Consider the following 26,603-nt stretch of genomic DNA (forward strand, 5'->3'; position numbering starts at 1 on the left):
GACCCAAGACGGACGCCTATGAACCCGAATTTTCTAGATTTCGAACAGCCGATCGCCGACCTGCAAGCCAAGATCGAAGAGTTGCGCTTGGTCGGTAATGACAATTCGCTGAATATCGGCGATGAGATCTCCCGCCTGCAGGACAAGAGCAAAACGCTGACCGAAGACATTTTCGGCAAGCTGACCAGCTGGCAGATCGCACGTCTGGCGCGTCACCCGAAACGTCCCTATACCCTGGACTACATCGAACACATCTTCACCGAGTTCGATGAGTTGCACGGTGACCGTCACTTCTCCGACGACGCTGCCATCGTTGGCGGTATTGCCCGTCTGGACGACCAGCCGGTGATGATCATCGGTCACCAGAAGGGCCGTGAAGTACGCGAGAAAGTTCGCCGCAACTTCGGCATGCCACGTCCGGAAGGCTACCGCAAGGCTTGCCGCCTGATGGAAATGGCCGAGCGTTTCAAAATGCCGATCCTGACCTTCATCGACACTCCCGGCGCCTACCCTGGCATCGACGCCGAAGAGCGTAACCAGAGCGAAGCGATCGCCTGGAACCTGCGTGTCATGGCTCGTCTGAAAACCCCAATCATCGCCACCGTGATCGGTGAGGGTGGTTCCGGTGGTGCACTGGCGATCGGTGTCTGCGACCAGTTGAACATGCTGCAGTACTCGACCTACGCGGTGATCTCGCCGGAAGGTTGCGCTTCGATTCTGTGGAAAACCGCCGAGAAAGCACCGGATGCCGCAGAAGCGATGGGCATCACCGCCGAGCGCCTCAAGGGTCTTGGTATCGTGGACAAGGTGATTGGCGAGCCATTGGGCGGTGCGCACCGTGATCCGGCCACCGCAGCGGCATCGATCCGCGTCGAGTTGAGCTCGCAACTGGCGATGCTGAAGAAGTTCGATAACGACGCGCTGCTGGCCCGTCGTTATGAGCGTCTGATGAGCTACGGTCTCTAACTGACCTCGCGGTACCCTTGTAGGAGCTGCCGCAGGCTGCGATCTTTTGATCTTGTTTTTTAAAATCGAAGTCAAAAGATCGCAGCCTGCGGCAGCTCCTACAGGGTATTTATGTGAGGCGATCGATCCTGATGAATCCTTCCGATCTTGATTGGCCAGCCAGGCTTCTGCTGAGTCTGCAGCCTTGGCGCAACGCCACAGCCTGGCGCATCGCCTTCTCCGGTGGCCTGGACTCCACCGTCCTGCTGCACCTTCTTGCACACCTCGCAAGAACCGAATCCCTGCCGGCGCTGAGTGCCATCCACGTTCATCACGGCCTTCAAGCCGTGGCCGATGCGTGGCCGGAGCATTGTCGTTCTGTGTGCGCTGCGCTGGGCGTCCCGTTGCAGATCGTTTGCGTACAGGTGAAGCCAGGCGCCAGCCTGGAGCGTGCAGCCCGGGACGCGCGTTATCACGCATTCATCGAAGTGACTCGGCCCGGTGAAGTGCTGCTGACAGCCCAGCACCGCGACGATCAGGCGGAAACCCTGTTGTTTCGTCTGTTGCGTGGAGCGGGCGTGCGCGGATTGTCCGGTATGCCGCGTCAACGCCCGTTGGGTAGAGGGCATCTGCTGCGGCCATTGCTTGATGTCACGCGGGCTGAACTGGAGGCTTATGCCGGTGCGCACGGCTTGAGCTGGATTGAAGATCCCTCGAACCAGGATCGGCAGTACTCGCGCAATTACCTTAGGCATCAAGTCTTCCCCGTGCTGATCCAGCGCTGGCCGCAAGCGGTGGCGACCATGGCCCGCAGCGCGGCGCATTTGACTGAAGCGCAGGGGTTGCTCGAAGAGCTGGCCGACATGGATTTGCGTGAGGCCAGCGCTGCCAGTGAGTTCGACTGGCTGGGGTTGCGATCCCTTGAACTGGCGCCGCTTGCGCAATTGTCTGTTGCCCGGCAGCGCAATGCCTTGAGTCATTGGCTCGAACCGTTGACCCGTCTGCCGGACACCGACCATTGGTCGGGTTGGGAGGATTTGCGCGACGCCAACGGCGATGCCTGTCCGGTGTGGCGGCTGGCGGACGGTGAACTGCACCGTGCAGGCGGGCGGATCTGGTGGCTGTCCGGTTGCTGGTTGCGTCCACTGCCCGTCGCCGGAGCGTGGCAGGATCCGGCGTCACCGCTGGCTATCCCGGACAACGGCGTGCTTTCGCTCACCGGGCAAATACCCGATGGCCCGTTACAGATCCGCTATCGTGAAGGGGGAGAGGTCATGGTTTTGCCTGGCCGCGGCCATCGGGACCTGAAACGTTTGCTCAATGAAAACGGTGTACCGTCCTTCGTACGCGGCAGATTGCCGCTGCTCTACAAAAACGACCAATTGCTGGCAGTGGCGAACCTGAAAGGACTCGACGGTAGTGTGAGCGGAGGCTGGAATTTACATTGGCAGCCACCAGGCGAGGATCTGGGTTTGAGATGAAAGGGGCTTTCCGGTAGACTACGCTCCCTTCTTGATACAACTTCTGTGGATTCGCCTGAATTGCAGGAGTTGCCGATTACCAGGCAGTCTTTGCTGGGCGATTCCAAAAAATGTGTAGCGAGCAACGAACCGGTGTTTCATTTTCCGGTCTGTCCCAACGCGGCGGTTTTTTTGAAAGGTGCACTGTGATTAATGCAGGTGATCGGGGGCTTCGGCCTTCCTTCGCTTTCCCCGGCGGCTCGGACCGCTTTAACGCAGACTTCTAGGGTTTTTCATGACGCGCTACATATTCGTCACGGGCGGTGTTGTTTCTTCATTGGGGAAAGGCATTGCATCGGCATCATTGGCGGCCATCCTGGAGGCGCGGGGACTTAAGGTCACCATGCTGAAGCTGGACCCGTACATCAACGTCGACCCGGGCACCATGAGCCCGTTCCAGCACGGTGAAGTGTTCGTCACTCACGACGGCGCCGAGACCGACCTGGACCTGGGCCACTACGAGCGGTTCATCCGCACGACCATGACCCAGAACAACAACTTCACCACCGGCCGTGTCTACGAACACGTCCTGCGCAAAGAGCGCCGTGGTGACTACCTGGGTGCAACCATCCAGGTGATCCCGCACATCACCGACGAAATCAAGCGCCGCATCATCAAGGGTGCGGGCGACGCTGACGTGGCTATGGTCGAGATCGGCGGCACCGTGGGTGACATCGAGTCGCAACCGTTCCTCGAGGCGATCCGCCAACTGCGTTTCGAAGTCGGCGCCAAGCGCGCGATGCTGATGCACCTGACACTGGTGCCGTACATCGCCACTGCCGGCGAAACCAAGACCAAGCCAACCCAGCACTCGGTGAAGGAACTGCGTTCCATCGGCCTGCAACCCGACGTGCTGGTCTGCCGCTCCGACCACCCGATCGATATTTCCTCGCGTCGCAAGATCGCGCAGTTCACCAACGTTGAAGAGCGTGCGGTGATCGGCCTGGAAGATGCTGACACCATCTACAAGATCCCGGGCATCCTGCATTCCCAGGGCCTGGACGATTTCGTCGTCGAGCGTTTCGGCCTGCAATGCGGCGGTGCCGATCTGTCCGAGTGGGAAGCCGTGGTCGACGCCAAGCTCAACCCTGAGCACGAAGTCACCATCGCCATGGTCGGCAAGTACATGGAGCTGCTGGACGCCTACAAGTCGCTGATCGAAGCGATGAGTCACGCCGGCATCAGCAACCGTACCAAGGTCAACCTGCGCTACATCGACTCCGAAGACATCGAGAACCAGGGCACCGCGTTGCTGGAAGGCGTCGATGCCATCCTGGTACCTGGCGGCTTCGGTCTGCGTGGTGTTGAAGGCAAGATCACTGCCGTTCAATACGCTCGCGAAAACAAGGTTCCATACCTGGGTATCTGCCTGGGCATGCAAGTGGCCGTTATCGAGTTCGCCCGTAACGTGATGGGCTGGAAAGACGCCAACTCCACCGAGTTCGATCGTGCAAGCGGTCACCCGGTCGTGGGCCTGATCACCGAGTGGGAAGATGCCACCGGCGCTGTCGAAACCCGTACCGAAACCTCCGATCTGGGCGGCACCATGCGCCTGGGCGCGCAGGATTGCCTGCTGGAACCAGGCTCCCTGGTCCACGGTTGCTACGGCAAGGACGTGATTGTCGAGCGTCATCGTCATCGCTACGAAGTGAACAACAACCTGCTGCCGCAAATCATGGAGGCTGGTTTGAAAATCTCCGGTCGCTCCGGGGATGGTGCACTGGTTGAAGTGGTTGAAGCTCCGGATCACCCATGGTTCGTCGCTTGCCAGTTCCACCCAGAGTTCACCTCGACGCCACGCGACGGTCACCCGCTGTTCAGCGGTTTCGTCAAGGCAGCGTTGACTCAACACCAGAAGAAGGCGTAACCCCGATGGCACAGAAGATCATCCGCGTCGGCGACATCGAGATTGCCAACGACAAACCCATGGTGCTGTTCGGCGGCATGAATGTGCTGGAAAGCCGTGACATGGCAATGCAGGTTTGCGAAGAGTATGTGAAGGTCACCGAAAAGCTCGGTATCCCTTACGTGTTCAAGGCCAGTTTCGATAAGGCCAACCGGTCTTCTGTGACCTCCTATCGTGGTCCTGGCCTGGAAGAGGGCATGCGCATCTTCCAGGACATCAAGCAAGCCTTCGGCGTGCCGATCATCACCGACGTCCACGAACCTGAGCAGGCCGCGGTCGTCGCTGAAGTCTGCGACATCATCCAGTTGCCAGCCTTCCTGTCACGCCAGACCGACCTCGTGGTCGCGATGGCCAAGACCGGTGCAGTGATCAACATCAAGAAAGCCCAGTTCCTCGCGCCTCAGGAAATGAAACACATCCTGAACAAATGCGTAGAAGCCGGTAACGATCAGTTGATCCTCTGCGAGCGTGGTTCGAGCTTCGGCTACAACAACCTGGTCGTCGACATGCTCGGCTTCGGCATCATGAAGCAGTTTGAATACCCGGTGTTCTTCGACGTGACCCATGCGCTGCAAATGCCTGGCGGTCGTTCCGATTCCGCCGGTGGTCGTCGCGCCCAGGTCCTCGATCTGGCAAAAGCCGGCATGAGCCAGTCCCTGGCCGGCCTGTTCCTGGAAGCCCACCCGGATCCGGACAACGCCAAATGCGACGGTCCTTGCGCCTTGCGCCTGGACAAACTGGAGCCATTCCTGGCCCAGCTCAAGGCTTTGGACGAACTGGTGAAGAGTTTTCCGACGGTAGAAACCGCGTAATTCTCAATTCTCCGGTAAAGTACCGCACGATTTAACGCTCAGGCCCTCGGGCCTGAGCCTTGTCGTCTGCAAGACAGCCCGCTGCACCTCACTTGCCGACGATTGAAGATTTCCTACAGCTGCGTCGTTTTCGTCAACTTTGGAGTGTTTACAACAATGGCTAAAATCGTCGACATCAAAGGTCGTGAAGTTCTCGACTCCCGTGGCAATCCCACCGTGGAAGCGGACGTGCTTCTCGACAACGGCATCATCGGCAGTGCCTGCGCGCCGTCCGGTGCTTCCACTGGCTCGCGTGAAGCGCTCGAGCTGCGTGATGGCGACAAGAGCCGTTACCTGGGCAAGGGCGTTCTGAAGGCAGTAGCCAACATCAACGGTCCGATCCGCGACCTGTTGAAAGGCATGGACCCAAGCGACCAGAAAGCGCTCGATCTGGCAATGATCAAGCTCGACGGTACTGAAAACAAAGGCTCCCTGGGCGCCAACGCGATCCTCGCCGTTTCCCTGGCCGCGGCCAAGGCAGCAGCACAGGACCAGGACCTGCCGCTGTACGCTCACATCGCCAACCTGAACGGCACCCCGGGTGTCTACTCGATGCCGGTTCCGATGATGAACATCATCAACGGCGGCGAGCACGCCGATAACAACGTCGACATCCAGGAATTCATGGTTCAGCCGGTTGGCGCCAAGTCTTTCTCGGAAGGTCTGCGCATGGGCACCGAGATTTTCCACCACCTCAAAGCTGTGCTGAAGGCCCGTGGCCTGAGCACTGCCGTGGGTGACGAAGGTGGTTTCGCGCCGAACCTGGCTTCCAACGAAGACGCTTTGAAAGTGATCTCCGAAGCCGTGGCCAACGCCGGTTACAAGCTGGGCACCGACGTGACCCTGGCTCTGGACTGCGCAGCCAGCGAATTCTACGAAGACGGCAAGTACAACCTGTCCGGCGAAGGCCAGGTGTTCACCGCCGAAGGTTTCGCTGACTACCTCAAAGGCCTGACCGAGCGCTACCCGATCATCTCCATCGAAGATGGCCTGGACGAGTCCGACTGGGCTGGCTGGAAGATCCTCACCGACAAGATCGGCGAGAAAACCCAACTGGTAGGCGACGACCTGTTCGTCACCAACACCAAGATCCTGAAAGAAGGCATCGACAAGAAGATCGCCAACTCGATCCTGATCAAGTTCAACCAGATCGGCACCCTGACCGAAACCCTGGAAGCCATCCAGATGGCCAAGGCTGCCGGTTACACCGCCGTGATCTCGCACCGCTCCGGCGAAACCGAAGACTCGACCATTGCCGACCTGGCCGTGGGCACCTCGGCTGGCCAGATCAAGACCGGTTCCCTGTGCCGTTCCGACCGCGTTTCCAAGTACAACCAACTGCTGCGTATCGAAGAGCAGTTGAACGGCAAAGCCAAGTACAACGGTCGCAGCGAGTTCCGCGGTTAAGCGGTAACTGGTAAAAAGACACCGGATTGTGTCGGAAAAATCGCTACAGCGACGTTTTTGCCACTAATCTGATGCCTTATAAGCACAAGCCTGGTTCTTCCAGGCTTCGTGCTATCAGAAGCTTCACGTTTGGCATGGCTGTCTTTTTTCACTGGATACCTGATATTCGATGCGCAGTCCCAATTGGTTGTTCCTCGTCTTGCTCCTGCTGCTGGCTGGCCTGCAGTACCGCTTGTGGGTGGGTAATGGCAGCCTGGCGCAAGTGGCCGAGTTGACTCAGCAGATTGCCGATCAGCAAGCTGAGAACCAGACATTGCTGGAACGCAATCGGGTGATGGACGCTGAAGTCAGTGAGTTGAAAAAGGGCATGGAGACCGTTGAAGAGCGGGCTCGCCATGAGTTGGGCATGGTCAAGGACGGTGAAACCCTTTACCAGCTCGCGCAATGAACCAGACCTTGCCGGCCTTCTGGGCCGTGATTCCTGCCGCGGGCGTCGGTGCCCGTATGGCTGCAGACCGTCCCAAGCAATACTTGCAACTGGGCGGGCGCACTATTCTCGAACACAGCCTCGGCTGTTTCCTTGGTCATCCAGGCCTGAAAGGTCTGGTGGTCAGTCTTGCTGTTGACGATCCTTATTGGCCGAACCTGGCGTGTGCCAGTGATCCGCGTATTGCCCGGGTCGAGGGTGGCTCCGAACGTTCCGGGTCGGTGCTCAATGCGTTGCTGCACCTGCATGCGCAAGGTGCCGACGATGAGGATTGGGTACTGGTTCACGATGCCGCACGGCCGAACCTCAGTCGTGGCGATCTGGACAAGCTGCTGGCTGAGCTGGCAGACGATCCTGTCGGCGGACTGCTGGCGGTTCCGGCTCGGGATACGCTCAAGCGAGTCGACAAGCACGGTCGCGTGGTCGAAACCGTGGATCGCAGCGTGATCTGGCAGGCCTACACACCGCAGATGTTTCGCCTTGGGGCGTTGCATCGGGCTTTGGCGGACAGTCTGGTGGCCGATGCCGTTATTACTGACGAAGCTTCGGCGATGGAGTGGGCCGGTTCGGCCCCACGTCTGATCGAAGGACGGTCCGACAACCTCAAGGTCACGCGTCCTGAAGACCTTGAATGGTTGAGGCAGCGTTGGGCCAATCGTCGCTAAAAGATCGCAGCCTGCGGCAGCTCCTACAGAGATCGGGTACGACATCCATTTTCGGATCACCCGAAATCCTGTAGGAGCTGCCGCAGGCTGCGATCTTTTGATCTTAAATCCTGTACTCCTGCCTTTCTGCCAATCCCTCCTTCAAAAAATCCACCAACTTGCGCACCTTCGGAGACAAATGCCGCTGCTGCGGATACAGCGCCCAAACCGCCGTGTTCGGTGGTTGATGTGCTTCCAGCAATGAAATCAACGCGCCGCTATTCAAATGTTCCAGCACGTAATAGTCCGGCAACTGACACAGTCCTACGCCTTGCAGCGCGGCATCCAGTACGGCTTGCCCACTGTTGCAACGCCAGTTTCCCTGCACCCTTTGCGAAAACTCCCGCCCGTTCTGTTCCAGTTGCCATAAGTCCGAGCTGCCGATTAGGCAGTTGTGGCGACTGAGTTCCGACAGGCTGTGCGGCCGACCGTAATGCTCAATGTAAGAAGGCGATGCGCAGAGAAACATACGCCGTGGCGCGAGGCGGGTGGCGACCAGCCGTGAGTCCTGCAAACGCCCGAGGCGAATCGCCAGGTCGAGGCCTTCGTGCACCAGGTCAAGCTGGCGATTGGTCAGTTCAATGTCGATGCGCAGTTGCGGATACAGCCCCATGAAGCGGGTCACCAGCGGCACAATGAAGCGCTCGCCGTACGCCACGGCGCAGGTCATGCGCAGCATGCCCTTGGGTTCGCTGGTCAGGTCGCCCACCGCCCGCAAGGCCTCTTCGCGGCCGTCCTGCAAACGCTGGCAGTGCTGCAGGAAGGTTTGCCCGGCTTCGGTCAGCGTGACCCGGCGAGTACTGCGATAGAGCAGACGGGTTTGCAGGCGCTCTTCGAGGCGTACGATTTGTCGACTGATATGGGAAGAAGAAACCCCGAGGCGTTCCGCGGCAGCGGTAAACTGGCTGCATTCAGCCACGGCGACAAATTCGTCGATTCCTTCCCAGCGGTTTTCGGACATGGATGATTATCCCTGTGCAGCAATAATGTTTTGCTTTTGTCCGGATTATTCACTGTAAGGCGCTGTATTACACTCCCTGTCTCGTTTTCTTCACTGGAGAGTCATCATGATCAAGTCGCGCGCCGCCGTTGCCTTCGAGGCCAAGAAACCCCTCGAAATCGTTGAAGTCGATGTCGCTATGCCCAAGGCCGGCGAAGTCTTGCTGCGCGTGGTGGCTTCCGGTGTCTGCCATACCGATGCCTACACCTTGTCCGGCGCTGATCCGGAAGGCATCTTCCCGTCGATCCTCGGCCATGAGGGTGGGGCGATCGTGGAAGCGATTGGCGAGGGCGTGACTTCCCTTGCGGTCGGCGACCATGTGATCCCGCTGTACACCCCGGAATGCGGCAAGTGCAAATTCTGTCTGTCGGGCAAAACCAACCTCTGCCAGGCGATTCGAGCGACCCAGGGTAAAGGCCTGATGCCGGATGGCACTTCGCGTTTTTCCTACAAGGGCGAAACGATTTTTCATTACATGGGCACCTCGACTTTTTCCGAGTACACCGTGCTGCCAGAAATCTCCGTCGCCAAGATTCCTAAAGAAGCACCGCTGGAAAAAGTCTGCCTGTTGGGCTGCGGTGTCACCACCGGCATCGGTGCGGTACTCAACACCGCGAAGGTGAAACCGGGTGACACCGTAGCCATTTTCGGCCTCGGCGGCATCGGTCTGTCGGCTGTCATTGGCGCTGTCAAAGCCAAGGCTGCCCGTATCATCGCGATCGACATCAATCCGGCGAAATTCGAAATCGCCAAACAGTTGGGTGCAACCGACTGCGTGAACCCGAAGGACTTCGATCGCCCGATCCAGGAAGTCATCGTCGACATGACCGATGGTGGCGTCGATTTTTCCTTCGAGTGCATCGGCAACGTGCAACTGATGCGCGCGGCGCTGGAGTGCTGCCACAAGGGCTGGGGCGAATCGGTCATCATCGGCGTTGCCGGTGCCGGGCAGGAAATCTCGACCCGTCCGTTCCAGCTGGTCACCGGTCGTGTCTGGCGCGGTTCGGCGTTTGGTGGCGTGCGCGGCCGTACCGAATTGCCAAGCTATGTGGAAATGGCCGAGTCCGGTGAGATTCCGCTGGATACCTTCATCACCCACACCATGGGCCTGGAAGATATCAACAAGGCGTTTGACCTGATGCATGAAGGAAAAAGCATTCGCTCCGTCATCCATTTCTGAGGTCTGTCATGAGCCTGGAAAATATCTCCTGCCAGAAAAGCTTCGGCGGCTGGCACAAGCGCTATCGCCATCGCTCGGAAGTGCTCGGCTGCGACATGGTGTTCGCCGTCTACCTGCCACCGCAGGCGGAGCAGGGCGGCAAATTGCCGGTGTTGTACTGGTTGTCCGGCCTGACCTGCACCGACGAGAACTTCATGCAAAAGGCCGGCGCCATGCGCATGGCCGCCGAGTTGGGGCTGATCATCGTCGCACCGGACACCAGCCCTCGCGGTCCTGATGTGCCGGGCGATCCGGATGGCGCCTGGGACTTCGGCCTCGGCGCCGGGTTTTATCTGAATGCAACCCAGGAACCCTGGTCGCGCCACTATCGGATGCATGACTATGTCGTGCAGGAATTGCCGACATTGGTCGAAGCCCATTTCCCTGCGTCGGACAAACGCGGCATCAGTGGCCATTCCATGGGCGGCCACGGTGCGCTGGTCTGCGCATTGCGCAATCCGGGGCGCTATCTGTCGGTATCGGCGTTCTCGCCAATCAACAATCCGATGGATTGCCCGTGGGGGCAGAAAGCCTTCTCCCGCTATCTGGGAGAGGACCGTTCGAAATGGCGCGAATGGGATGCCTGCGCGTTGATTGCCGAGGCTGATGAAAAGCTGTCGCTGTTGGTCGACCAAGGTGATCGCGATGATTTCCTCGCCAACCAGCTCAAGCCGGACGCCTTGCAGCAGGCGGCCAAACTGGCGGGTCACCCGTTGACGTTGCGCCTGCAACCCGGCTATGACCACAGCTATTTCTTCATCGCCAGTTTCATTGACGACCACTTGCGGCATCACGCGCATGCTCTAGGTGCCTAATGCAGGTAGAATCACGCCCTGACAAAAATCGGGGCGTTTTTTTATGCGTATTGGCCACGGCTATGATGTGCACCGTTTCACTGAAGGCGACTTCATCACTCTGGGCGGCGTGCGCATTGCACACAGCTTCGGGCTGCTCGCTCACTCTGACGGTGACGTCCTCTTGCACGCCTTGAGCGATGCCTTGCTCGGCGCCGCGGCGCTGGGAGACATCGGCAAGCATTTCCCGGATACCGACCCGCAATTCAAGGGCGCCGACAGCCGTGCGCTGTTGCGTCACGTCGTCGCGCTGGTCCATGCCAAGGGCTGGAAAGTCGGCAACGTCGATAACACCATTGTCGCCCAGACGCCGAAAATGGCCCCGCATATCGAATCGATGCGCGCGCTGATTGCCGCGGATCTTCAAGTAGAGTTGGATCAAGTGAACGTGAAAGCTACCACCACCGAAAAGCTCGGCTTTGTCGGTCGCGAAGAAGGCATTGCCGTGCACTCCGTTGCCTTGTTGCTGCGCGCATGAACGAGGCGCAACTGCTCGGGCCGCGGGCCTATGGTGAGCCCCTTGGCACCGCGGTACTGAAAGCCATCGCGGAAGATTTCCAGGTCGACGAAGTCCTCGACATCCCCCTGAGTGGCGAAGGCGAACACTTGTGGATCTGGGTGGAAAAGCGCGGTCTGAACACAGAAGAAGCGGCACGGCGGATTGCCAAGGCAGCAGGTGTGCCATTGCGCACCGTCAGCTATGCCGGGCTCAAGGATCGTCAGGCGTTGACTCGCCAGTGGTTCAGCGTGCAACTGCCGGGCAAGGCCGACCCTGATCTGTCGGCCGCGCAAAACGATACGCTGAAGATTCTCAAGACCGCCCGCCACAAGCGCAAGTTGCAACGCGGTGCGCACTCGGCCAACGGCTTCACCTTGCGCCTGACGCAATTCGCCGGCGACAAGCCTGCGCTTGAAGAGCGTCTGCAACTGATTGCCAAACAAGGTATCCCCAATTATTTCGGCGCCCAGCGTTTCGGCCATGACGGCGGCAACGTCGTCGACGCACGCGCCTGGGCCGCGCGCAAGGCTTTGCCGGAGCAGCGCAATGTGCGCTCGCGTCTGCTTTCCACGGCGCGCAGTTTTCTGTTCAATCAGGTGCTGGCCGCGCGTGTCGCCGATGGCACCTGGCAGCGTGCCCAGGTGGGCGATCTGCTGGCGTTCACCGACAGTCGCAGCTTTTTCCCGGCAGGCGAAGCCGAGTGCAGCGACCCGCGCCTGGCGATTCTCGATCTGCACCCGACCGGTCCGCAGTGGGGCGAAGGTGACTCGCCGGCCACGGGCGTTGTCCATGAACTGGAGCAGGCCATCGCCGCACGCGAAGCAGATTTGCGTGACTGGTTGATCAACGCCGGTATGAGCCACGAACGTCGCATCCTGCGGCTGCCCATTGGCGGGCTGACGTGGCATTATCCCGAGCCTGACATTCTGCAACTGGAATTCATCCTGCCGGCCGGATGCTTCGCCACCGTATTGGTGCGTGAGCTTGTTGATCTGGTGCCGGTGGGGCAGACGGACAGCCCATGCGTATTCTGATTTCTAACGACGATGGGGTAACCGCACCCGGTCTCGCCGCGCTTTATGCTGCGCTGGCGGATTACACCGAATGCGTGGTTATCGCCCCGGACCAGGACAAAAGCGGCGCCAGCAGTTCGCTGACGCTCGACCGTCCGTTGCACCCGCAAACCCTGGCCAACGGCTTTATCAGCCTCAACGGCACACCCACCGATTGCGTGCACTTGGGCCTCAACGGCCTGCTGGAGCGCGAAGCGGACATGGTGGTTTCCGGTATCAACCTGGGCGCGAACCTGGGGGACGATGTCCTGTATTCCGGTACGGTGGCGGCGGCCCTTGAGGGGCGCTTCCTGAAACACCCTTCATTTGCCTTTTCGCTGGTCTCACGTCAGGTAGAGAACCTTCCCACAGCTGCCTATTTCGCGCGCAAACTGGTCGAAGCCCATGCTGACCTGGATCTGCCGCCGCGTACGGTACTGAACGTGAACATTCCCAATTTGCCGCTGGACCATATCCGCGGTATCCAGCTGACCCGCCTGGGTCATCGCGCCCGTGCCGCGGCACCGATGAAAGTGGTGGACCCGCGGGGCAAGTCCGGTTACTGGATCGCGGCGGCCGGGGATGCCGAAGACGGTGGCCCGGGTACCGATTTCCATGCAGTGATGCAGGGTTATGTTTCGATCACGCCGTTGCAACTGGATCGCACCTTCAATGATGCCTTCAGAAGTCTGGACGGCTGGCTGGAGGGACTGCGCTGATGGGTCGCGAACAAGACGATATGCTGCGTCGCGGCATTGGCATGACCTCCCAGCGAACCCGGGAGCGGCTCATCCAGCGCCTGTACGAAGAAGGTATCTCCAACGCCAGGGTGCTGGAGGTCATTCGCCGGACCCCGCGCCACCTGTTCGTCGACGAAGCGCTGGCGCATCGTGCTTATGAAGACACAGCGCTGCCGATCGGCAATAACCAGACTATCTCCCAGCCATATATGGTGGCGCGCATGAGCGAGCTGCTGCTGGAGGCAGGTCCCCTCGACAAGGTGCTGGAGATCGGCACCGGCTCGGGTTATCAGACGGCGGTGCTGTCGCAACTCGTCGAGCGTGTGTTCTCGGTCGAGCGCATCAAGGTTTTGCAGGATCGTGCGAAGGAACGTCTGGTCGAACTGAACCTGCGCAACGTGGTGTTTCGCTGGGGCGATGGCTGGGAGGGCTGGCCGGCACTGGCGCCGTACAACGGGATTATCGTCACTGCAGTGGCGACCGATGTGCCCCAGGCATTGCTTGACCAGTTGGCACCGGGAGGCCGAATGGTGATCCCTGTCGGGTCCGGAGAAGTCCAGCAATTGATGCTGATCATTCGCGAGGAACAGGGTTTTTCCAGGCATGTTCTGGGGGCTGTACGCTTCGTGCCATTGCTCAATGGGCCACTGGCCTGAGCATTTGTTTCGGCACGCTGAATTCTCTGCGATTGCCTTTGTCTTACAGCGGCATCGTGCGGTTAAACGGGATTCATCGTCAGGCAGCAAACGTGTGCGCGACACCGATTCGCTACATTAAAGGTACAGCGTGCACGGCCCGTTATACTTGCGACAGTTCATTGCCGAAATCCGGCATTTCACATTTTCAGCCACCACAGAGGGAGCGGCGGGTGAGTCTCACAGTCATTGCGCAGCGAATGAGTAAAACGAGTTTTCAGCGCCTGGTGACTGGCCTTGTCTTGAGCACCTTGCTGGTCGGTTGTTCCAGCAACAAATCCAGCGATGTTCGTGTCGTGGACAGCAACAATGCCGCGCCTCAGCGCCCGGTCGTGACCACGGGACAATACGTCGTTCGGCCCAAGGACACCCTGTTCTCCATCGCCTTTCGTTACGGCTGGGACTACAAGGCCCTGGCGGCACGCAATAACATTCCTGCGCCTTACACCATTCGTCCGGGTCAGACGATTCGCTTTGATGGTCGCACCGATTCAACGTCGACGACGGTGGTCAGTTCGTCCAGTTCAACACCTTCGTCGTCGAGTAAAACAACGGTCATCCGTCGTCCGGTAAACGGTGCGACCACCAGCACGACAACGATTGTACCGTCCGTCGCGAACAAGCCTGCCCCGGCTCCATTGCCCCCTCCCGGGCCAGCCCCGACCGGCTGGGGATGGCCATCTAATGGCATTCTTATCGGGAAATTCTCTTCAAACGGTAGTTTGAATAAAGGAATTGATATCGCCGGAGATTTGGGACAGCCTGTTTTAGCTGCGTCTGATGGGACGGTGGTGTATGCCGGGAGTGGCTTAAGGGGCTACGGCGAATTAGTGATCATCAAACACAGTGAAACCTACGTCAGTGCCTACGGACATAACCGCAGGCTTTTGGTTCGGGAGGGGCAGCAGGTCAAGGTCGGACAGACAATTGCCGAAATGGGGTCAACGGGTACAGACCGGGTGAAACTGCATTTTGAGATTCGCCGCCAGGGTAAACCTGTAGATCCGCTGCAATTCCTGCCACGTCGTTGATCGCTTACCAGCCTGTTCCGTCGCGTAGAGGGGAACAGGCTCCAGCGTTGCCAGGGAGAAAGGCGCCGCTTGAGCTTGAGGTCGAACTCACCAAAGGACTATAACAATGGCTCTCAGTAAAGAAGTGCCGGAGTTTGACATCGACGATGAGGTTCTCCTGATGGAGAGCAGCATCGATATGGATTCGATGTCGAATGATGAAGGGGCGGCTCCACCTTCCGTTCGTGCCAAATCCAAACACTCCGCATCGTTGAAACAACACAAGTACATTGACTACACGCGGGCACTTGATGCCACGCAGCTGTATCTCAATGAAATTGGTTTCTCTCCCCTGCTGTCACCCGAAGAAGAAGTTCATTTTGCGCGCCTGTCGCAAAGTGGCGATCCGGCCGGGCGCAAACGCATGATTGAAAGTAACCTGCGGCTGGTGGTGAAAATCGCCCGACGCTACGTCAATCGTGGGTTGTCGCTGCTGGACCTGATCGAAGAGGGCAACCTCGGCTTGATCCGGGCGGTGGAGAAGTTCGATCCGGAACGCGGTTTCCGCTTCTCGACCTACGCGACCTGGTGGATTCGCCAGACCATCGAACGCGCAATCATGAATCAGACCCGGACCATCCGGTTGCCGATCCATGTGGTCAAAGAGCTGAATGTGTACCTGCGGGCTGCGCGGGAGTTGACGCAAAAACTCGACCATGAACCCTCACCCGAAGAAATCGCCAACCTGCTGGAAAAGCCGGTTGGAGAGGTCAAGCGTATGCTCGGCCTGAACGAGCGGGTTTCTTCGGTCGACGTCTCGTTGGGTCCGGACTCGGATAAAACCCTGCTTGATACCCTGACTGACGACCGTCCAACCGATCCATGCGAACTGCTGCAGGACGACGACCTGTCCCAGAGCATCGATCAATGGCTCTCGGAGCTGACCGACAAGCAACGCGAAGTGGTAGTACGCCGCTTCGGCCTGCGCGGTCATGAAAGCAGCACCCTTGAAGACGTAGGCCTGGAAATCGGCCTGACCCGTGAGCGGGTCAGACAGATTCAGGTCGAAGGCTTGAAGCGGCTGCGCGAGATCCTGGAAAAAAATGGTCTGTCGAGCGAGTCGCTGTTCCAATAAGGCGCTCACTGCGATGGCATAAAAAACCCCGACCGGATCGGGGTTTTTTATTGTCTGAGCAGAAGAACGAGTCCACTCGGGATTTTGGTTTCGTGCTGTAAGTCCAGGCTTACACTTGCGTAAGTGTTCGTTATTTTTACACCCTGGCAATCGTCCATACTGAACTCTATTTTCCTATATCTTTATGATTTATATGGCTATTTTTTATTGTTGATGAAGTGTGATAGTTAGAATTCGCGCCAAGGGGGCGGTTGATCTTCGAGGGGAAAACTCTAATATTCAGGTTGTGTCGACGGATAGACACGTCCTTCATGGATGAAGGAAATGGACATCGCAGGACGCGATTCATCAGGACGATGAAAAGGAACACAGGGAATAGGGAAAAAATGTGGGCGGGTCAAACCGCCCCTTTTTTTGCCTGCAGAAAAGCAAAAAGGCCCTTTTGGGGCCTTTTACAGGAACGCGGGGGTAATCAGCGTTCGAGGTCTTTGAGCTTGCTGCCTACAGATTTGTTAATGATGCGATCAAACTTTTCTGCATCAGGCAACGATTCTTTCTTCTCGGTGATGTTAGGCCAGATATCGGCCAACTCAGCGTTCAGCTGAATAAAGTTTTCCATGCCGGCTGGAACTTCATCTTCGGAGAAGATAGCCACGGCAGGGCATTCAGGTTCGCACAGCGCGCAATCGATGCACTCATCCGGGTGGATCACCAGGAAATTCGGGCCTTCGTAAAAGCAGTCCACCGGACAGACTTCTACGCAGTCGGTGTACTTGCACTTGATGCAGTTGTCGGTGACGACGAAGGTCATTTCTAATTTTCTCCTCAGGCGCGGCTTGCTGCGCCCCTTCTCGTAGGGGTCGCCAGGTTCGGGAGCGATAGTCTGCTGGCCAGGCTATTAGCCAGCAGCATCCCAAACCGCGCGAGATTCTAACAGCTTGCAAGCCGCAGCGTTAGATCCGTGTCTTTAGTGTATAGAGCATTTCGAGAGCACGACGTGGCGTCATGTCGTCCAGGTCGAGTTTGGCCAGGTCATCCAGTACCGGGTGCGGCAAGCTGGCAAACAGATCGCTTTGCAGCGGCGCAGCCGGTTTGCCTTTGGCCGGTGCCGGTGTTTCGTGGGGCAGGGCGGTGTCTTCCAGACGGCTCAAATGCTCACGAGCACGGGTGATGACATCACTCGGTACGCCCGCCAGTTGCGCAACGGCCAGGCCATAACTCTGGCTGGCAGGTCCAGGCAGCACGTGGTGCAGGAATACGATGCGTTCGTTGTGCTCGGTGGCATTGAGGTGCACGTTGGCCACCAGTGGCTGGGCTTCCGGCAGGACGGTCAGTTCAAAGTAGTGGGTGGCGAACAGCGTGTAGGCACGCAGATGCGCCAGGCGCTCGGCCGCCGCCCATGCCAGGGACAGACCGTCGAACGTGCTGGTGCCGCGTCCGACTTCGTCCATCAGTACCAGGCTGCGCTCGGTGGCGTTGTGCAGAATGTTCGCGGTTTCACTCATTTCCACCATAAAGGTGGAACGCCCGCCGGCCAGGTCATCACTGGAGCCGATCCGGGTGAAGATGCGGTCGACCAGCGACAATTCGCAACTGGCCGCTGGCACGAAGCTGCCGATGTGCGCCAGCAGCACAATCAATGCGGTCTGACGCATGTAGGTGGATTTACCGCCCATGTTCGGACCGGTGATCACCAGCATGCGGGTGTTGTCGTCCAGGCTCAGGTCGTTGGCCACGAACGGCGTGGTCAGCACTTGTTCGACCACCGGGTGACGACCCTGGCTGATGCGCATGCACGGTTCGCTGACGAAGCGCGGGCAGTTCAGGTCGAGGTTCAGTGCACGCTCGGCCAGGTTGCTCAAGACGTCCAGCTCGGCCAGGGCGCCGGCGGTGTCCTGCAATGGCGGCAGCTGGGCGATCAGATCTTCGAGCAGCGCTTCGTAAAGCATCTTCTCGCGGGCCAGGGCACGGCTCTTGGCCGACAATGCCTTGTCTTCGAACGCTTTGAGTTCCGGTGTAATGAAGCGCTCGGCACCTTTGAGCGTCTGGCGGCGAATGTAGTCGGCCGGTGCCGATTCCGCCTGCTTGCTTGGCAGTTCGATGAAGTAGCCGTGGATGCGGTTGTAACCGACCTTCAGGTGCGACAGGCCGGTGCGAGCCTTTTCCCGCGCCTCGAGGTCGATCAGGAACTGTCCGGCGTTTTCGCTCAGCGACTGCAGTTCGTCGAGTTCGCTGTCGTAGCCGGTTTTCAGTACGCCGCCGTCACGAATGACCGCGGGCGGGTTGTCGATGATGGCTTTTTCCAGGAGTGCCGCCAGTTCCGGGTAGGTGCTGGTGATGGTGGCGAGTTGCTGGAGATGCGGGGCTTCGAGTTCCGTCATCGCCACTTGCAGCTCCGGCAGTGCGCCGAGGGCGTCACGCAAGCGGGCGAGGTCGCGCGGGCGGGCATTGCGCAGACCGATTCGCGCAAGAATCCGCTCGATGTCGCCGATCTCCTTGAGCTGCGGTTGCAGTCTTTCGAAGCGGTAACCGTCGAGCAGGCAAGTGATCGAGGTCTGACGCGCCAGCAGCACCGTCAAATCGCGCAACGGCCGATTCAGCCAGCGGGTCAGCAGGCGGCTGCCCATGGCGGTCTGGCAGCGGTCGACCACCGATTGCAGGGTGTTGTCGCGCCCCCCGGCCAGGTTGGTGTCGAGCTCCAGGTTACGACGGCTGGCGCCATCGAGCACCACGGTGTCGTCCAGGCGTTCATGCCGCAGGCTGCGCAAATGGGGCAGGGCGGTACGCTGGGTTTCCTTGGCGTAGGCCAGCAGGCAACCGGCGGCGCCGATGGCCAGGGTCAGGTTTTCGCAGCCAAAGCCCTTGAGATCCTGGGTCGAGAATTGCTGGCACAGGCTTTTGAGCGCCGAATCGCGCTCGAAATCCCACGGCGCACGGCGACGCACACCGCGACGTTTTTCCGCCGGCAAATCCTTCGGCCAGTCATCCGGGATCAGCAGCTCTACCGGGTTGACTCGCTCCAGCTCCGCCAGCAGATTTTCCCAACCCTTGATTTCCAGCACGCTGAAATTGCCACTGGTGATGTCCAGCACCGCCAGGCCGAACAGGCGTTCATCACCCAGAACAGCGGCGATCAGGTTATCGCGGCGCTCGTCGAGCAGCGCTTCGTCACTCACCGTCCCCGGCGTGATGATGCGCACGACCTGCCGCTCCACCGGCCCTTTGCTGGTGGCCGGGTCGCCGATCTGCTCGCAGATCACCACCGATTCGCCAAGCTTCACCAGTTTTGCCAGGTAACCCTCGGCGGCATGGTAGGGAATCCCGCACATCGGAATCGCCTGCCCGGCCGACTGCCCACGGGCCGTCAGGGTGATGTCCAGCAACTTGGCGGCCTTCTTCGCGTCTTCATAGAAGATCTCGTAGAAGTCGCCCATGCGGTAGAACATCAGCTGGTCCGGGTGCTGGTTTTTCAGGCGCCAGTACTGTTGCATCATCGGGGTGTGGGAGGACAGGTCGGAGACGGCTTTATTCATCGGATTGTCAGGAAGCTCGTTGAAAGAGGTGGGGCAAAAGCGGGGCAACGGCCGGGCTTTTCCGCGATGGGCGCAAGGTTACCATGGGCGGTCTACCCGACGCAGGCATCACGGCCGGGACTCCTTTGCCATTTGAAATCTGGATATGCATGACTTATGCAAATCGGCATTGTCTTCTTTGAGTAGAGCAAGCACTATGCGCGTTATGCAAAAACGCAACGTATCTACCGTATTAAGAGCATTGCTCGATCAGCACGGGATCTCCCCCACGGAGCTTCACCGTCGAACCGGCGTGCCTCAATCCACGCTCTCGCGCATTCTCAGCGGGAAGATCGTCGATCCCTCGGATAAACATATTTCGAAGATTGCCGAGTATTTCTCCTTGAGCACCGATCAGTTGCGCGGCCGCGCGGACGTCTCGTCTGCCGCTAATGCCGGGCGCGCTCCCGTGCATTCGGAACTCAAGGATATAAGTCTGTGGGATGACGATACCCCCGTCGATGACGACGAGGTGTCGGTCCCCTTTCTTCGCGAGGTTGAATTGGCTGCAGGATCAGGAAGATTCGTCATCGAAGAAAGCGAGCGCTCTAGCTTGCGCTTTGGAAAGCGTAGCCTGCGCCATAACGGCGTGCAGTTCGACCAGGCCAAATGCGTGACAGTGCGGGGCAACAGCATGTTGCCGGTACTGCGTGACGGCGCCACGGTCGGGGTCAATGCCGGCAAGTGCGGTATCGGCGATATCGTTGATGGCGACCTTTACGCAATCAACCACAACGGCCAATTGCGGGTGAAGCAACTGTATCGCCTGCCGACCGGGATTCGCCTGCGCAGCTTCAACCGTGACGAGCATCCGGATGAAGATTACACCTTTCAGGAAATCCAGGAGGAGCCGATTGTTATCCTCGGTCATGTCTTCTGGTGGGGTATGTACGCCCGCTAACGCCCGTGCGTTCAGATAAAACCTGCTTCCCGAGCGGGTTTTTTTTCGCGTGCTGAAAACATTGAATCATCTTTCAATGCGTTAATGCATTGACTAAATATGCATCAATGCATAATCTGCTTGCCTATCTATTCAAGAATGCGGTGTGACCGTTCACTCAAGGAGGCATGAAATGGCCGCTGAGCAATATGCGTTGCTGGACATGCCTCTGTGGCTGGTCATCAGTCTGCCAATACTCGGTGGCGTTGCCGGTGAAATGTGGCGTGCCGATAAAGAGGGCGTTCGTGGCTGGCCCCTTGTCTGGCGCCTGAGCCTGCGGTCTGGCTCCAGCATGATCTGTGGCGCCTCGGTCATCATGTTGCTGCACGCCGCCAATGTTTCCATTTGGGCCGCTTGTGCGGGTGGTTGCCTGGCGGCGATGGCCGGGACAGACGTAGTTTTAGGGCTGTATGAGCGTTGGGCGGTCAAGCGCATGGGTATCGGTCATGCTCCGTCCGGCGACGTGGAAGATTGATTCCCCCGACAGGCCTTTTCCAGAGCCTCTGATTCCTTACATTTTGATCGGTCCTGTCGCTTGCAAGTGCGGTCTGCTCGTGTACGGTTAACCTCATCCCGCCCGATCAGGAGATGACCGTGAACGAAATCACCCAGCTCGCCGCCGAACTTGGCAGACGCCTGCAGGTTCTCAATGCCCACGTCACTACGGCGGAGTCCTGCACCGGCGGTGGCATCGCCGAGGCCATCACCCGGATTCCAGGCAGCTCGGCCTGGTTCGAGGCCGGTTATGTCACCTACTCCAACCGGCAGAAAACCCTGCAACTGGATGTCCCGGTGGAGTTGTTCACCACCGTGGGGGCGGTCAGCCGCGAGGTGGTCGAGGCCATGGTCCGGGGGGCACAGAAGAAAAACAGCGCGTATTTCTCCGTGGCGGTCAGTGGCATCGCCGGGCCGGATGGTGGAACGGCGAGCAAGCCGGTTGGCACGGTTTGGCTGGCCTGGGGTGTCGGAGATCAGGTGTTCTGCGAGCGGAAGCACTTCCCGGGTAATCGCGACGACGTCCGCCGACAAACGGTGAAGGCCGCGCTAGAGGGGCTGCTGCGGTATGCCGCGGCAGAAATCTCAAATCAGGGGTAGGCGATCCGGAATCGCTGTGGAATAATACTGGCTACTTATACAGGTGTTGGCCGTCAGGCCTTATTGATTACGTGAGGACTTTAATGGACGACAACAAGAAGAAAGCCTTGGCTGCGGCCCTGGGTCAGATCGAACGTCAATTCGGCAAGGGTGCCGTAATGCGTATGGGCGATCAGGACCGTCAGGCGATCCCGGCCATCTCCACTGGCTCTCTGGGTCTGGACATCGCTCTTGGTATCGGCGGTCTGCCAAAAGGCCGTATTGTTGAAATCTACGGTCCCGAATCTTCCGGTAAAACCACGCTGACCTTGTCCGTGATCGCCCAGGCTCAAAAAGCCGGCGCGACCTGCGCATTCGTCGACGCCGAACACGCCCTCGACCCTGAGTACGCCGGCAAGCTGGGCGTCAACGTCGACGACCTGCTGGTTTCCCAGCCGGACACCGGCGAGCAGGCCCTGGAAATCACCGACATGCTGGTGCGTTCCAACGCGGTTGACGTGATCATCGTCGACTCCGTGGCCGCGCTGGTGCCAAAGGCTGAAATCGAAGGCGAAATGGGTGACATGCACGTGGGCCTGCAAGCCCGTTTGATGTCCCAGGCGCTGCGTAAAATCACCGGTAACATCAAGAACGCCAACTGCCTGGTGATCTTCATCAACCAGATCCGTATGAAAATCGGCGTGATGTTCGGTAGCCCGGAAACCACCACCGGTGGTAACGCACTGAAGTTCTACGCATCGGTTCGTCTGGACATCCGTCGTACCGGCGCGGTGAAAGAAGGTGATGAAGTCGTCGGTAGCGAAACCCGCGTCAAGGTTGTAAAGAACAAGGTGGCTTCGCCGTTCCGTCAGGCCGAGTTCCAGATTCTTTACGGCAAGGGCATCTACCTCAACGGCGAGATGATCGACCTGGGGGTTCTGCACGGTTTCGTTGAGAAGTCCGGCGCCTGGTATGCCTATGAAGGCACCAAGATCGGTCAGGGCAAGGCCAACTCGGCCAAGTTCCTGGCAGACAACCCGGAAGTCGCGGCAAAGCTGGAGAAGCAACTGCGTGACAAGCTGCTGTCCCCGGCATCGGTAGCAGATGCCAAAGCTTCTGCGGTCAAAGAGACCGAAGACGACCTGGCTGACGCTGATATCTGATCGAAGCAATGACCGCCGTACTCGATACACTCGTCGCGGTGCGACGAACCGCAATGGACCTGCTCGCACGACGCGAGCACGGTCGTGTCGAGCTGACGCGTAAACTGCGTCAGCGCGGCGCCCTCCCTGACATGATCGAAACAGCACTCGACCGGTTGACGGAAGAGGGGTTGTTGTCCGAGGCCCGTTACCTCGAAAGTTTCGTTTCCTACCGCGCCCGCTCCGGTTATGGCCCTTTACGCATCCGTGAGGAGTTGAGCCAGCGCGGCCTGCAGCGCAGCGATATTGAACTCGCCCTGCGTGAGAGCGGTATCGACTGGCAGGAGCAACTGGCCGATACCTGGCGGCGCAAGTTCTCCGGGCAATTGCCGGCAGACGCCCGGGAGCGAGCCAAACAAGGCCGGTTCCTGGCGTATCGGGGATACTCCATGGAAATGATCAACCGCCTGTTCAGCGGTCGAGGAATGGACGATTGAACTGAAACGGCCCGCTATTTCGATAACGGGCCGTTTTTTATGCCTCACGTAACCTTTGAGGGCTCCCGCGTGCGTTGCTGCACTTGGGGTTTTGATTGTGCCCAGTTTTCCGGCAGGTTGATGTGGTCCACAAGCTCGCGCAGGCGGCCATGATTGCGGGCGTTGAAGTTGAAGACCAACCGCGTCAGATGGCTGAATTCGGCTTCGTCGTGTTCTTCGCCGCTGTAAGTTTGCTGATGGAAATGATCGCTCAGACACAGGTCGGCGAAAGCCTCCTGTATGTGTTCGAGTGCGTGGTCGCTGAGTGCGTGATTCATGCGAATCAGGAACTGATGCTTGAGCCAGCGACTGGAGTGGAAGTTGCTGTAGAACTGGTTGATGTGCTCTACCGCTTCTTCGACGTTGTAGACCAGTTTCACCAGCTTCATGTCAGTGGACAGGATGTAGTGGTTTTCCTCCAGTTGCTGGTGAATGAAGTCCAGTGCGCCTTGCCAGAATTTGCCGCCCGGCGTGTCCAGTAGCACCACTGGCACCAATGGGCTCTTGCCGGTCTGGATCAGCGTCAGCACTTCCAGCGCTTCATCCAGCGTACCGAAGCCGCCCGGGCACAGCACCAGGGCATCGGCTTCCTTGACGAAGAACAGCTTGCGAGTGAAGAAGAAGTGGAAGGGCAGCAGGTTGGTCGTGCCGTCGACAGTGGGGTTGGCATGTTGCTCGAAGGGCAGCGTGATGTTGAACCCCAGGCTGTGTGTCAGGCCGGCGCCATCATGGGCGGCGGCCATGATGCCGCCGCCAGCGCCGGTAATGACCATCATGTCCGAGCGCGCCAGCGCAGCGCCGAGCTCCCGGGCCATGCTGTAGAGCGGATGTTCCATGGGAGTACGGGCCGAGCCGAAAACAGTGACTTTGCGTCGCCCCTTGAACTGTTCAAGCACGCGGAAAGCCTGTTCCAGTTCGCGAAGGGCTTGCAGGGTGATTTTGGCATTCCAGCGGTTGTGGTCTTCCTGGGCCATGCGCAGCACGGTCAGGATCATGTCGCGGTAGATCGGGGTGTTCGGACTGTTGGGTGAAATCAGCTTGAGTTGTTCTTCGACCTTGCTGATGAGGTCGTGGCCGCTTTCTTCAAAATGACGGCTCAGGAGGTCATTCGGTTGGTAAGGCATTCAACTTCTCCTTCTGCACAGAACCCTCGGCCCGAGAACGTACGTCGGTGCCACGACACTCCATGTGTCGCTGTCTGCCCTGGCCCATGCCTGGGCGATCTACTTGATCCGAAAGCATCGGATCATCCAAACAGGTTCTGTTTTTCCCTTGGATGAAAGAAACGTTCGCACAACACGACAAGCGACGGCCAGCCCCTTTCGAGCCCTGAAAAAGTAAACGTGGGTACCCTGAAATCTAGACCTTCACAGTGATTTGCGCTGCCTTGATCATTGCGCCACAAAGTTTTTCCTGGCAACCGCTTATTGACGATTTGCAAGGTGTATTCACCGCTCGTCTGAACGTGCGTCGCATGTGCGGCGCTCTGATTTACTAAGTTACAAGCGTCACACGACAACTTTGCGTCAACGGCAGGGCGCACGGTACAAGCGGCTTAAGGATTTATCGCTCAATCATGAGTGAGGTGCAGGGAGGCGGTAACCATGACCAGAGTCGTTCTGGAGATCGATACGCAGCTGTATCGATTGCTGAAGTCATCAGCCGAGACCCATCATTTGAGTCTCGAAGAGGAGTGCTGCCGACGTTTGCGCGGTGGCGAACGCCGTTCACATTACTTGCAGGCGCTGCTGGCAGAACTGCGCGCCGAAGATGAACAGCGGCGCGCCAATTCCCAGTGATTACTTTTTCTTCCCGGCCGATTGCAGGCAATCCGATTCCTGGAAACTTGCGGAGCCGACCGGACGGTTGGTCTTCACTTCGGTGAAGTCGTAACGCATGATCGCGCCCTTGGCCATCAGCTTGCGAAACCCTTCGTTTCTGCAGACAGAAGCTCCCAACTGGAAGTACACCGCTTTCGGGTCTGCACGCATCTTGTCGGCGTGGCTGCTCTGCACGCTCAGATGGTTGATCAACTGCTTGCCTTCAACGGTGTAGCCTTGATCGAGTATGTCTTCGTTGATCGCTCGCGGAGTGCCGACGCTGCTCTGGGTGGCGACGTTTTGCAGCATTTTGTTCAGTTCCGTGTCTTTCAGGGACGCAGCCTGAGCGTTGAAGGACGACGCCAGCAAAATGGCCGCGGTAGGAACGATAAGGCGCAGCATGAAACTCTCCTGGTTCAGTGATGGGGCTTTGACCCGTCACGTGACTGTGCGTTCAGTGGCGGCGAATTATAGGGGAGGTGGGCTGGACGGTACAGGCTTGCGCCGGGCGGTCTGGTAAACTGCTGGCACTTTTTACCCTGTCGAGTGTTTTTCGTGTCGATTTCCCTTCTCTGTGGGCGTTGCCCGCTATGAGCCATACCCCCGCGCGATTTGCCTTGAATGCCGTAGCCCGCTTGCGCGATCAGCGTGAGGAGGAGGGCATCAAGCCGATTCAGGCCCGCGGCTGGCGTGCGCCGCGTTGCCGTGACTGTCGGGTGATCGAGAGCCACTGCCTGTGCGCATGGCGTCCGCAGGTCGCTACCCGCTCCGGCGTGTGCCTGATCATGACCAACAAGGAAGTGTTCAAACCGAGCAACACCGGTTGGCTGATCGCCGACGTGGTACCTGACAACCATGCCTTCATCTGGTCCCGTACCGAGGTCGATCCGAAGTTGCTGGCGCTGTTGTCCGACCCGCAATGGCAGCCTTACCTGGTGTTTCCGGGGGAGTACGTCGAACCTGAACGCGTGACAAACACTGTGGACGTCGATGGCACGAAGCGCCCGCTGTTCATTCTGTTGGATGCGACCTGGACCGAAGCACGGAAGATCTTTCGCAAGAGCCCCTATTTCGACCGACTGCCGATCCTCAGCCTGCTGCCGGAGAAACTCTCCCGCTACCGGTTGCGCCGCTCGACTCGCAGCGAGCATCTGTGCACGGCGGAAGTGGCGGCGCTGTGCCTCGACCTTGCAGGCGATGTAACCGCAGCCTCGGCGCTGGATGCCTACTTCGATGTGTTCAGCCAGCATTACCTCGACGCCAAACATCAGTTGGACATGAACGTTTCGACCCCGGCGCACGCCGAGTTGATGCCCTATGTTCAGCCGGTCACTCCGTTGATGGGCTGATTGTTGCGCATACTGCAATAACCTGTACCGGCCATGCTGCTTGACCACCCCGGCTTCGCTGGGCATGCTTGGCGCCGATTAGGGCGCGGCCTGAATTTGCAACGCGTTTTTTTGCGTTGAACGTGCCTTGTCGGTGCAGCTCCGTG

At 58.8% G+C, this 26,603-nt stretch carries 27 protein-coding genes; 22 read left to right on the plus strand and 5 right to left on the minus strand.

Annotation, left to right across the window (positions count from 1 at the left end; genetic code table 11):
* Window positions 1–18: 18 nt before the first annotated feature.
* The 7 genes from KGA83_RS26045 to ispD all read left to right on the plus strand — a co-directional run bounded on the left by KGA83_RS26045 (window position 19) and on the right by ispD (window position 7,781).
* Complete coding sequence (locus tag KGA83_RS26045) at window positions 19–966, plus strand: acetyl-CoA carboxylase carboxyltransferase subunit alpha (protein ID WP_223531196.1); 948 nt, start codon at window positions 19–21, stop codon at window positions 964–966.
* 131 nt (window positions 967–1,097) lie between these two features.
* Window positions 1,098–2,426 carry a tRNA lysidine(34) synthetase TilS gene (gene tilS, locus KGA83_RS26050; protein ID WP_223531197.1) on the plus strand — a complete coding sequence of 443 codons (1,329 nt, stop codon included), beginning with the start codon at window positions 1,098–1,100 and terminating at the stop codon, window positions 2,424–2,426.
* A 274-nt stretch (window positions 2,427–2,700) separates the two neighbouring features.
* Window positions 2,701–4,332 carry a CTP synthase gene (locus KGA83_RS26055; protein WP_095943886.1) on the plus strand — a complete coding sequence of 544 codons (1,632 nt, stop codon included), beginning with the start codon at window positions 2,701–2,703 and terminating at the stop codon, window positions 4,330–4,332.
* A gap of 5 nt (window positions 4,333–4,337) precedes the next feature.
* The gene (gene kdsA, locus KGA83_RS26060) at window positions 4,338–5,183 is read left to right on the plus strand and encodes a 3-deoxy-8-phosphooctulonate synthase (protein WP_084322286.1); all 846 of its coding nucleotides are present in this window, start codon (window positions 4,338–4,340) and stop codon (window positions 5,181–5,183) included.
* Between the two features lie 156 nt (window positions 5,184–5,339).
* Window positions 5,340–6,629 carry a phosphopyruvate hydratase gene (gene eno, locus KGA83_RS26065; protein ID WP_056720952.1) on the plus strand — a complete coding sequence of 430 codons (1,290 nt, stop codon included), beginning with the start codon at window positions 5,340–5,342 and terminating at the stop codon, window positions 6,627–6,629.
* A gap of 169 nt (window positions 6,630–6,798) precedes the next feature.
* Window positions 6,799–7,077, plus strand: a complete 279-nt coding sequence (ftsB, locus tag KGA83_RS26070; protein ID WP_008057335.1) for a cell division protein FtsB — start codon at window positions 6,799–6,801, stop codon at window positions 7,075–7,077.
* Window positions 7,074–7,781 (plus strand): 2-C-methyl-D-erythritol 4-phosphate cytidylyltransferase, encoded by a 708-nt coding sequence (gene ispD, locus KGA83_RS26075; RefSeq protein WP_108216671.1) that lies wholly within the window; start codon window positions 7,074–7,076, stop codon window positions 7,779–7,781. The genes ftsB and ispD overlap by 4 nt, the downstream gene beginning before the upstream one ends.
* Before the next feature lie 103 nt (window positions 7,782–7,884).
* On the opposite strand, the gene KGA83_RS26080 is transcribed toward ispD, so the two are convergent.
* On the minus strand, window positions 7,885–8,781 hold the full coding sequence (locus tag KGA83_RS26080; protein WP_108216672.1) for a LysR substrate-binding domain-containing protein: 897 nt from the start codon (window positions 8,779–8,781) through the stop codon (window positions 7,885–7,887).
* A gap of 106 nt (window positions 8,782–8,887) precedes the next feature.
* Here KGA83_RS26080 and KGA83_RS26085 point away from each other — a divergent pair, with 106 nt between their 5' ends.
* The 8 genes from KGA83_RS26085 to rpoS all read left to right on the plus strand — a co-directional run bounded on the left by KGA83_RS26085 (window position 8,888) and on the right by rpoS (window position 16,024).
* Window positions 8,888–10,000, plus strand: a complete 1,113-nt coding sequence (locus KGA83_RS26085; RefSeq protein ID WP_108216673.1) for an S-(hydroxymethyl)glutathione dehydrogenase/class III alcohol dehydrogenase — start codon at window positions 8,888–8,890, stop codon at window positions 9,998–10,000.
* An 8-nt stretch (window positions 10,001–10,008) separates the two neighbouring features.
* Window positions 10,009–10,854: an S-formylglutathione hydrolase gene (gene fghA, locus KGA83_RS26090; RefSeq protein ID WP_223531198.1), complete on the plus strand. Its 846-nt coding sequence runs from the start codon at window positions 10,009–10,011 to the stop codon at window positions 10,852–10,854.
* A 43-nt stretch (window positions 10,855–10,897) separates the two neighbouring features.
* Window positions 10,898–11,371, plus strand: a complete 474-nt coding sequence (gene ispF, locus KGA83_RS26095; protein ID WP_108216675.1) for a 2-C-methyl-D-erythritol 2,4-cyclodiphosphate synthase — start codon at window positions 10,898–10,900, stop codon at window positions 11,369–11,371.
* A complete protein-coding gene (gene truD / locus KGA83_RS26100; RefSeq protein WP_223531199.1) occupies window positions 11,368–12,426 on the plus strand; it encodes a tRNA pseudouridine(13) synthase TruD in 1,059 nt (352 codons plus the stop codon). The genes ispF and truD overlap by 4 nt, the downstream gene beginning before the upstream one ends.
* Complete coding sequence (surE, locus tag KGA83_RS26105) at window positions 12,414–13,163, plus strand: 5'/3'-nucleotidase SurE (RefSeq protein ID WP_108216677.1); 750 nt, start codon at window positions 12,414–12,416, stop codon at window positions 13,161–13,163. The genes truD and surE overlap by 13 nt, the downstream gene beginning before the upstream one ends.
* A gap of 41 nt (window positions 13,164–13,204) precedes the next feature.
* Window positions 13,205–13,840 (plus strand): protein-L-isoaspartate(D-aspartate) O-methyltransferase, encoded by a 636-nt coding sequence (locus KGA83_RS26110; RefSeq protein ID WP_177323574.1) that lies wholly within the window; start codon window positions 13,205–13,207, stop codon window positions 13,838–13,840.
* Between the two features lie 212 nt (window positions 13,841–14,052).
* Window positions 14,053–14,910 carry a peptidoglycan DD-metalloendopeptidase family protein gene (locus KGA83_RS26115; RefSeq protein ID WP_108216678.1) on the plus strand — a complete coding sequence of 286 codons (858 nt, stop codon included), beginning with the start codon at window positions 14,053–14,055 and terminating at the stop codon, window positions 14,908–14,910.
* A 106-nt stretch (window positions 14,911–15,016) separates the two neighbouring features.
* Window positions 15,017–16,024, plus strand: a complete 1,008-nt coding sequence (gene rpoS / locus KGA83_RS26120) for an RNA polymerase sigma factor RpoS (RefSeq protein ID WP_108216679.1) — start codon at window positions 15,017–15,019, stop codon at window positions 16,022–16,024.
* 472 nt (window positions 16,025–16,496) lie between these two features.
* Here rpoS and fdxA read toward each other — a convergent pair whose 3' ends face one another.
* Window positions 16,497–16,835, minus strand: coding sequence for a ferredoxin FdxA (gene fdxA, locus KGA83_RS26125; RefSeq protein ID WP_108216680.1), 339 nt, complete (start codon window positions 16,833–16,835; stop codon window positions 16,497–16,499).
* A 142-nt stretch (window positions 16,836–16,977) separates the two neighbouring features.
* The gene (mutS, locus tag KGA83_RS26130) at window positions 16,978–19,557 is read right to left on the minus strand and encodes a DNA mismatch repair protein MutS (RefSeq protein WP_108216681.1); all 2,580 of its coding nucleotides are present in this window, start codon (window positions 19,555–19,557) and stop codon (window positions 16,978–16,980) included.
* 205 nt (window positions 19,558–19,762) lie between these two features.
* Between mutS and KGA83_RS26135 the strand changes: the two genes are divergently transcribed.
* The 5 genes from KGA83_RS26135 (at window position 19,763) to recX (ending at window position 23,249) form a co-directional block, all read left to right on the plus strand.
* On the plus strand, window positions 19,763–20,497 hold the full coding sequence (locus tag KGA83_RS26135) for a helix-turn-helix transcriptional regulator (protein ID WP_108216871.1): 735 nt from the start codon (window positions 19,763–19,765) through the stop codon (window positions 20,495–20,497).
* A 172-nt stretch (window positions 20,498–20,669) separates the two neighbouring features.
* Window positions 20,670–21,011, plus strand: a complete 342-nt coding sequence (locus tag KGA83_RS26140) for a phage holin family protein (protein WP_108216682.1) — start codon at window positions 20,670–20,672, stop codon at window positions 21,009–21,011.
* A gap of 119 nt (window positions 21,012–21,130) precedes the next feature.
* A complete protein-coding gene (locus tag KGA83_RS26145) occupies window positions 21,131–21,631 on the plus strand; it encodes a CinA family protein (RefSeq protein WP_108216872.1) in 501 nt (166 codons plus the stop codon).
* 83 nt (window positions 21,632–21,714) lie between these two features.
* On the plus strand, window positions 21,715–22,773 hold the full coding sequence (recA, locus tag KGA83_RS26150; RefSeq protein ID WP_007996915.1) for a recombinase RecA: 1,059 nt from the start codon (window positions 21,715–21,717) through the stop codon (window positions 22,771–22,773).
* An 8-nt stretch (window positions 22,774–22,781) separates the two neighbouring features.
* A complete protein-coding gene (gene recX / locus KGA83_RS26155; protein WP_108216683.1) occupies window positions 22,782–23,249 on the plus strand; it encodes a recombination regulator RecX in 468 nt (155 codons plus the stop codon).
* A 44-nt stretch (window positions 23,250–23,293) separates the two neighbouring features.
* On the opposite strand, the gene KGA83_RS26160 is transcribed toward recX, so the two are convergent.
* Window positions 23,294–24,412 (minus strand): TIGR00730 family Rossman fold protein, encoded by a 1,119-nt coding sequence (locus KGA83_RS26160; RefSeq protein WP_108216684.1) that lies wholly within the window; start codon window positions 24,410–24,412, stop codon window positions 23,294–23,296.
* A 480-nt stretch (window positions 24,413–24,892) separates the two neighbouring features.
* Here KGA83_RS26160 and KGA83_RS26165 point away from each other — a divergent pair, with 480 nt between their 5' ends.
* Window positions 24,893–25,087, plus strand: a complete 195-nt coding sequence (locus tag KGA83_RS26165) for a hypothetical protein (RefSeq protein WP_108216685.1) — start codon at window positions 24,893–24,895, stop codon at window positions 25,085–25,087.
* Here KGA83_RS26165 and KGA83_RS26170 read toward each other — a convergent pair whose 3' ends face one another.
* Window positions 25,088–25,510 carry a quorum-sensing-regulated virulence factor family protein gene (locus KGA83_RS26170; protein WP_108216686.1) on the minus strand — a complete coding sequence of 141 codons (423 nt, stop codon included), beginning with the start codon at window positions 25,508–25,510 and terminating at the stop codon, window positions 25,088–25,090.
* A gap of 188 nt (window positions 25,511–25,698) precedes the next feature.
* Between KGA83_RS26170 and KGA83_RS26175 the strand changes: the two genes are divergently transcribed.
* Entirely contained in the window at window positions 25,699–26,457 is a 759-nt protein-coding gene (locus KGA83_RS26175) for a tRNA-uridine aminocarboxypropyltransferase (protein WP_108216687.1), read from the plus strand.
* The last annotated feature ends 146 nt before the right edge of the window (window positions 26,458–26,603 follow it).

This window comes from Pseudomonas sp. GL-R-19 (genome assembly GCF_019956375.1).
Taxonomy (GTDB): domain Bacteria; phylum Pseudomonadota; class Gammaproteobacteria; order Pseudomonadales; family Pseudomonadaceae; genus Aquipseudomonas.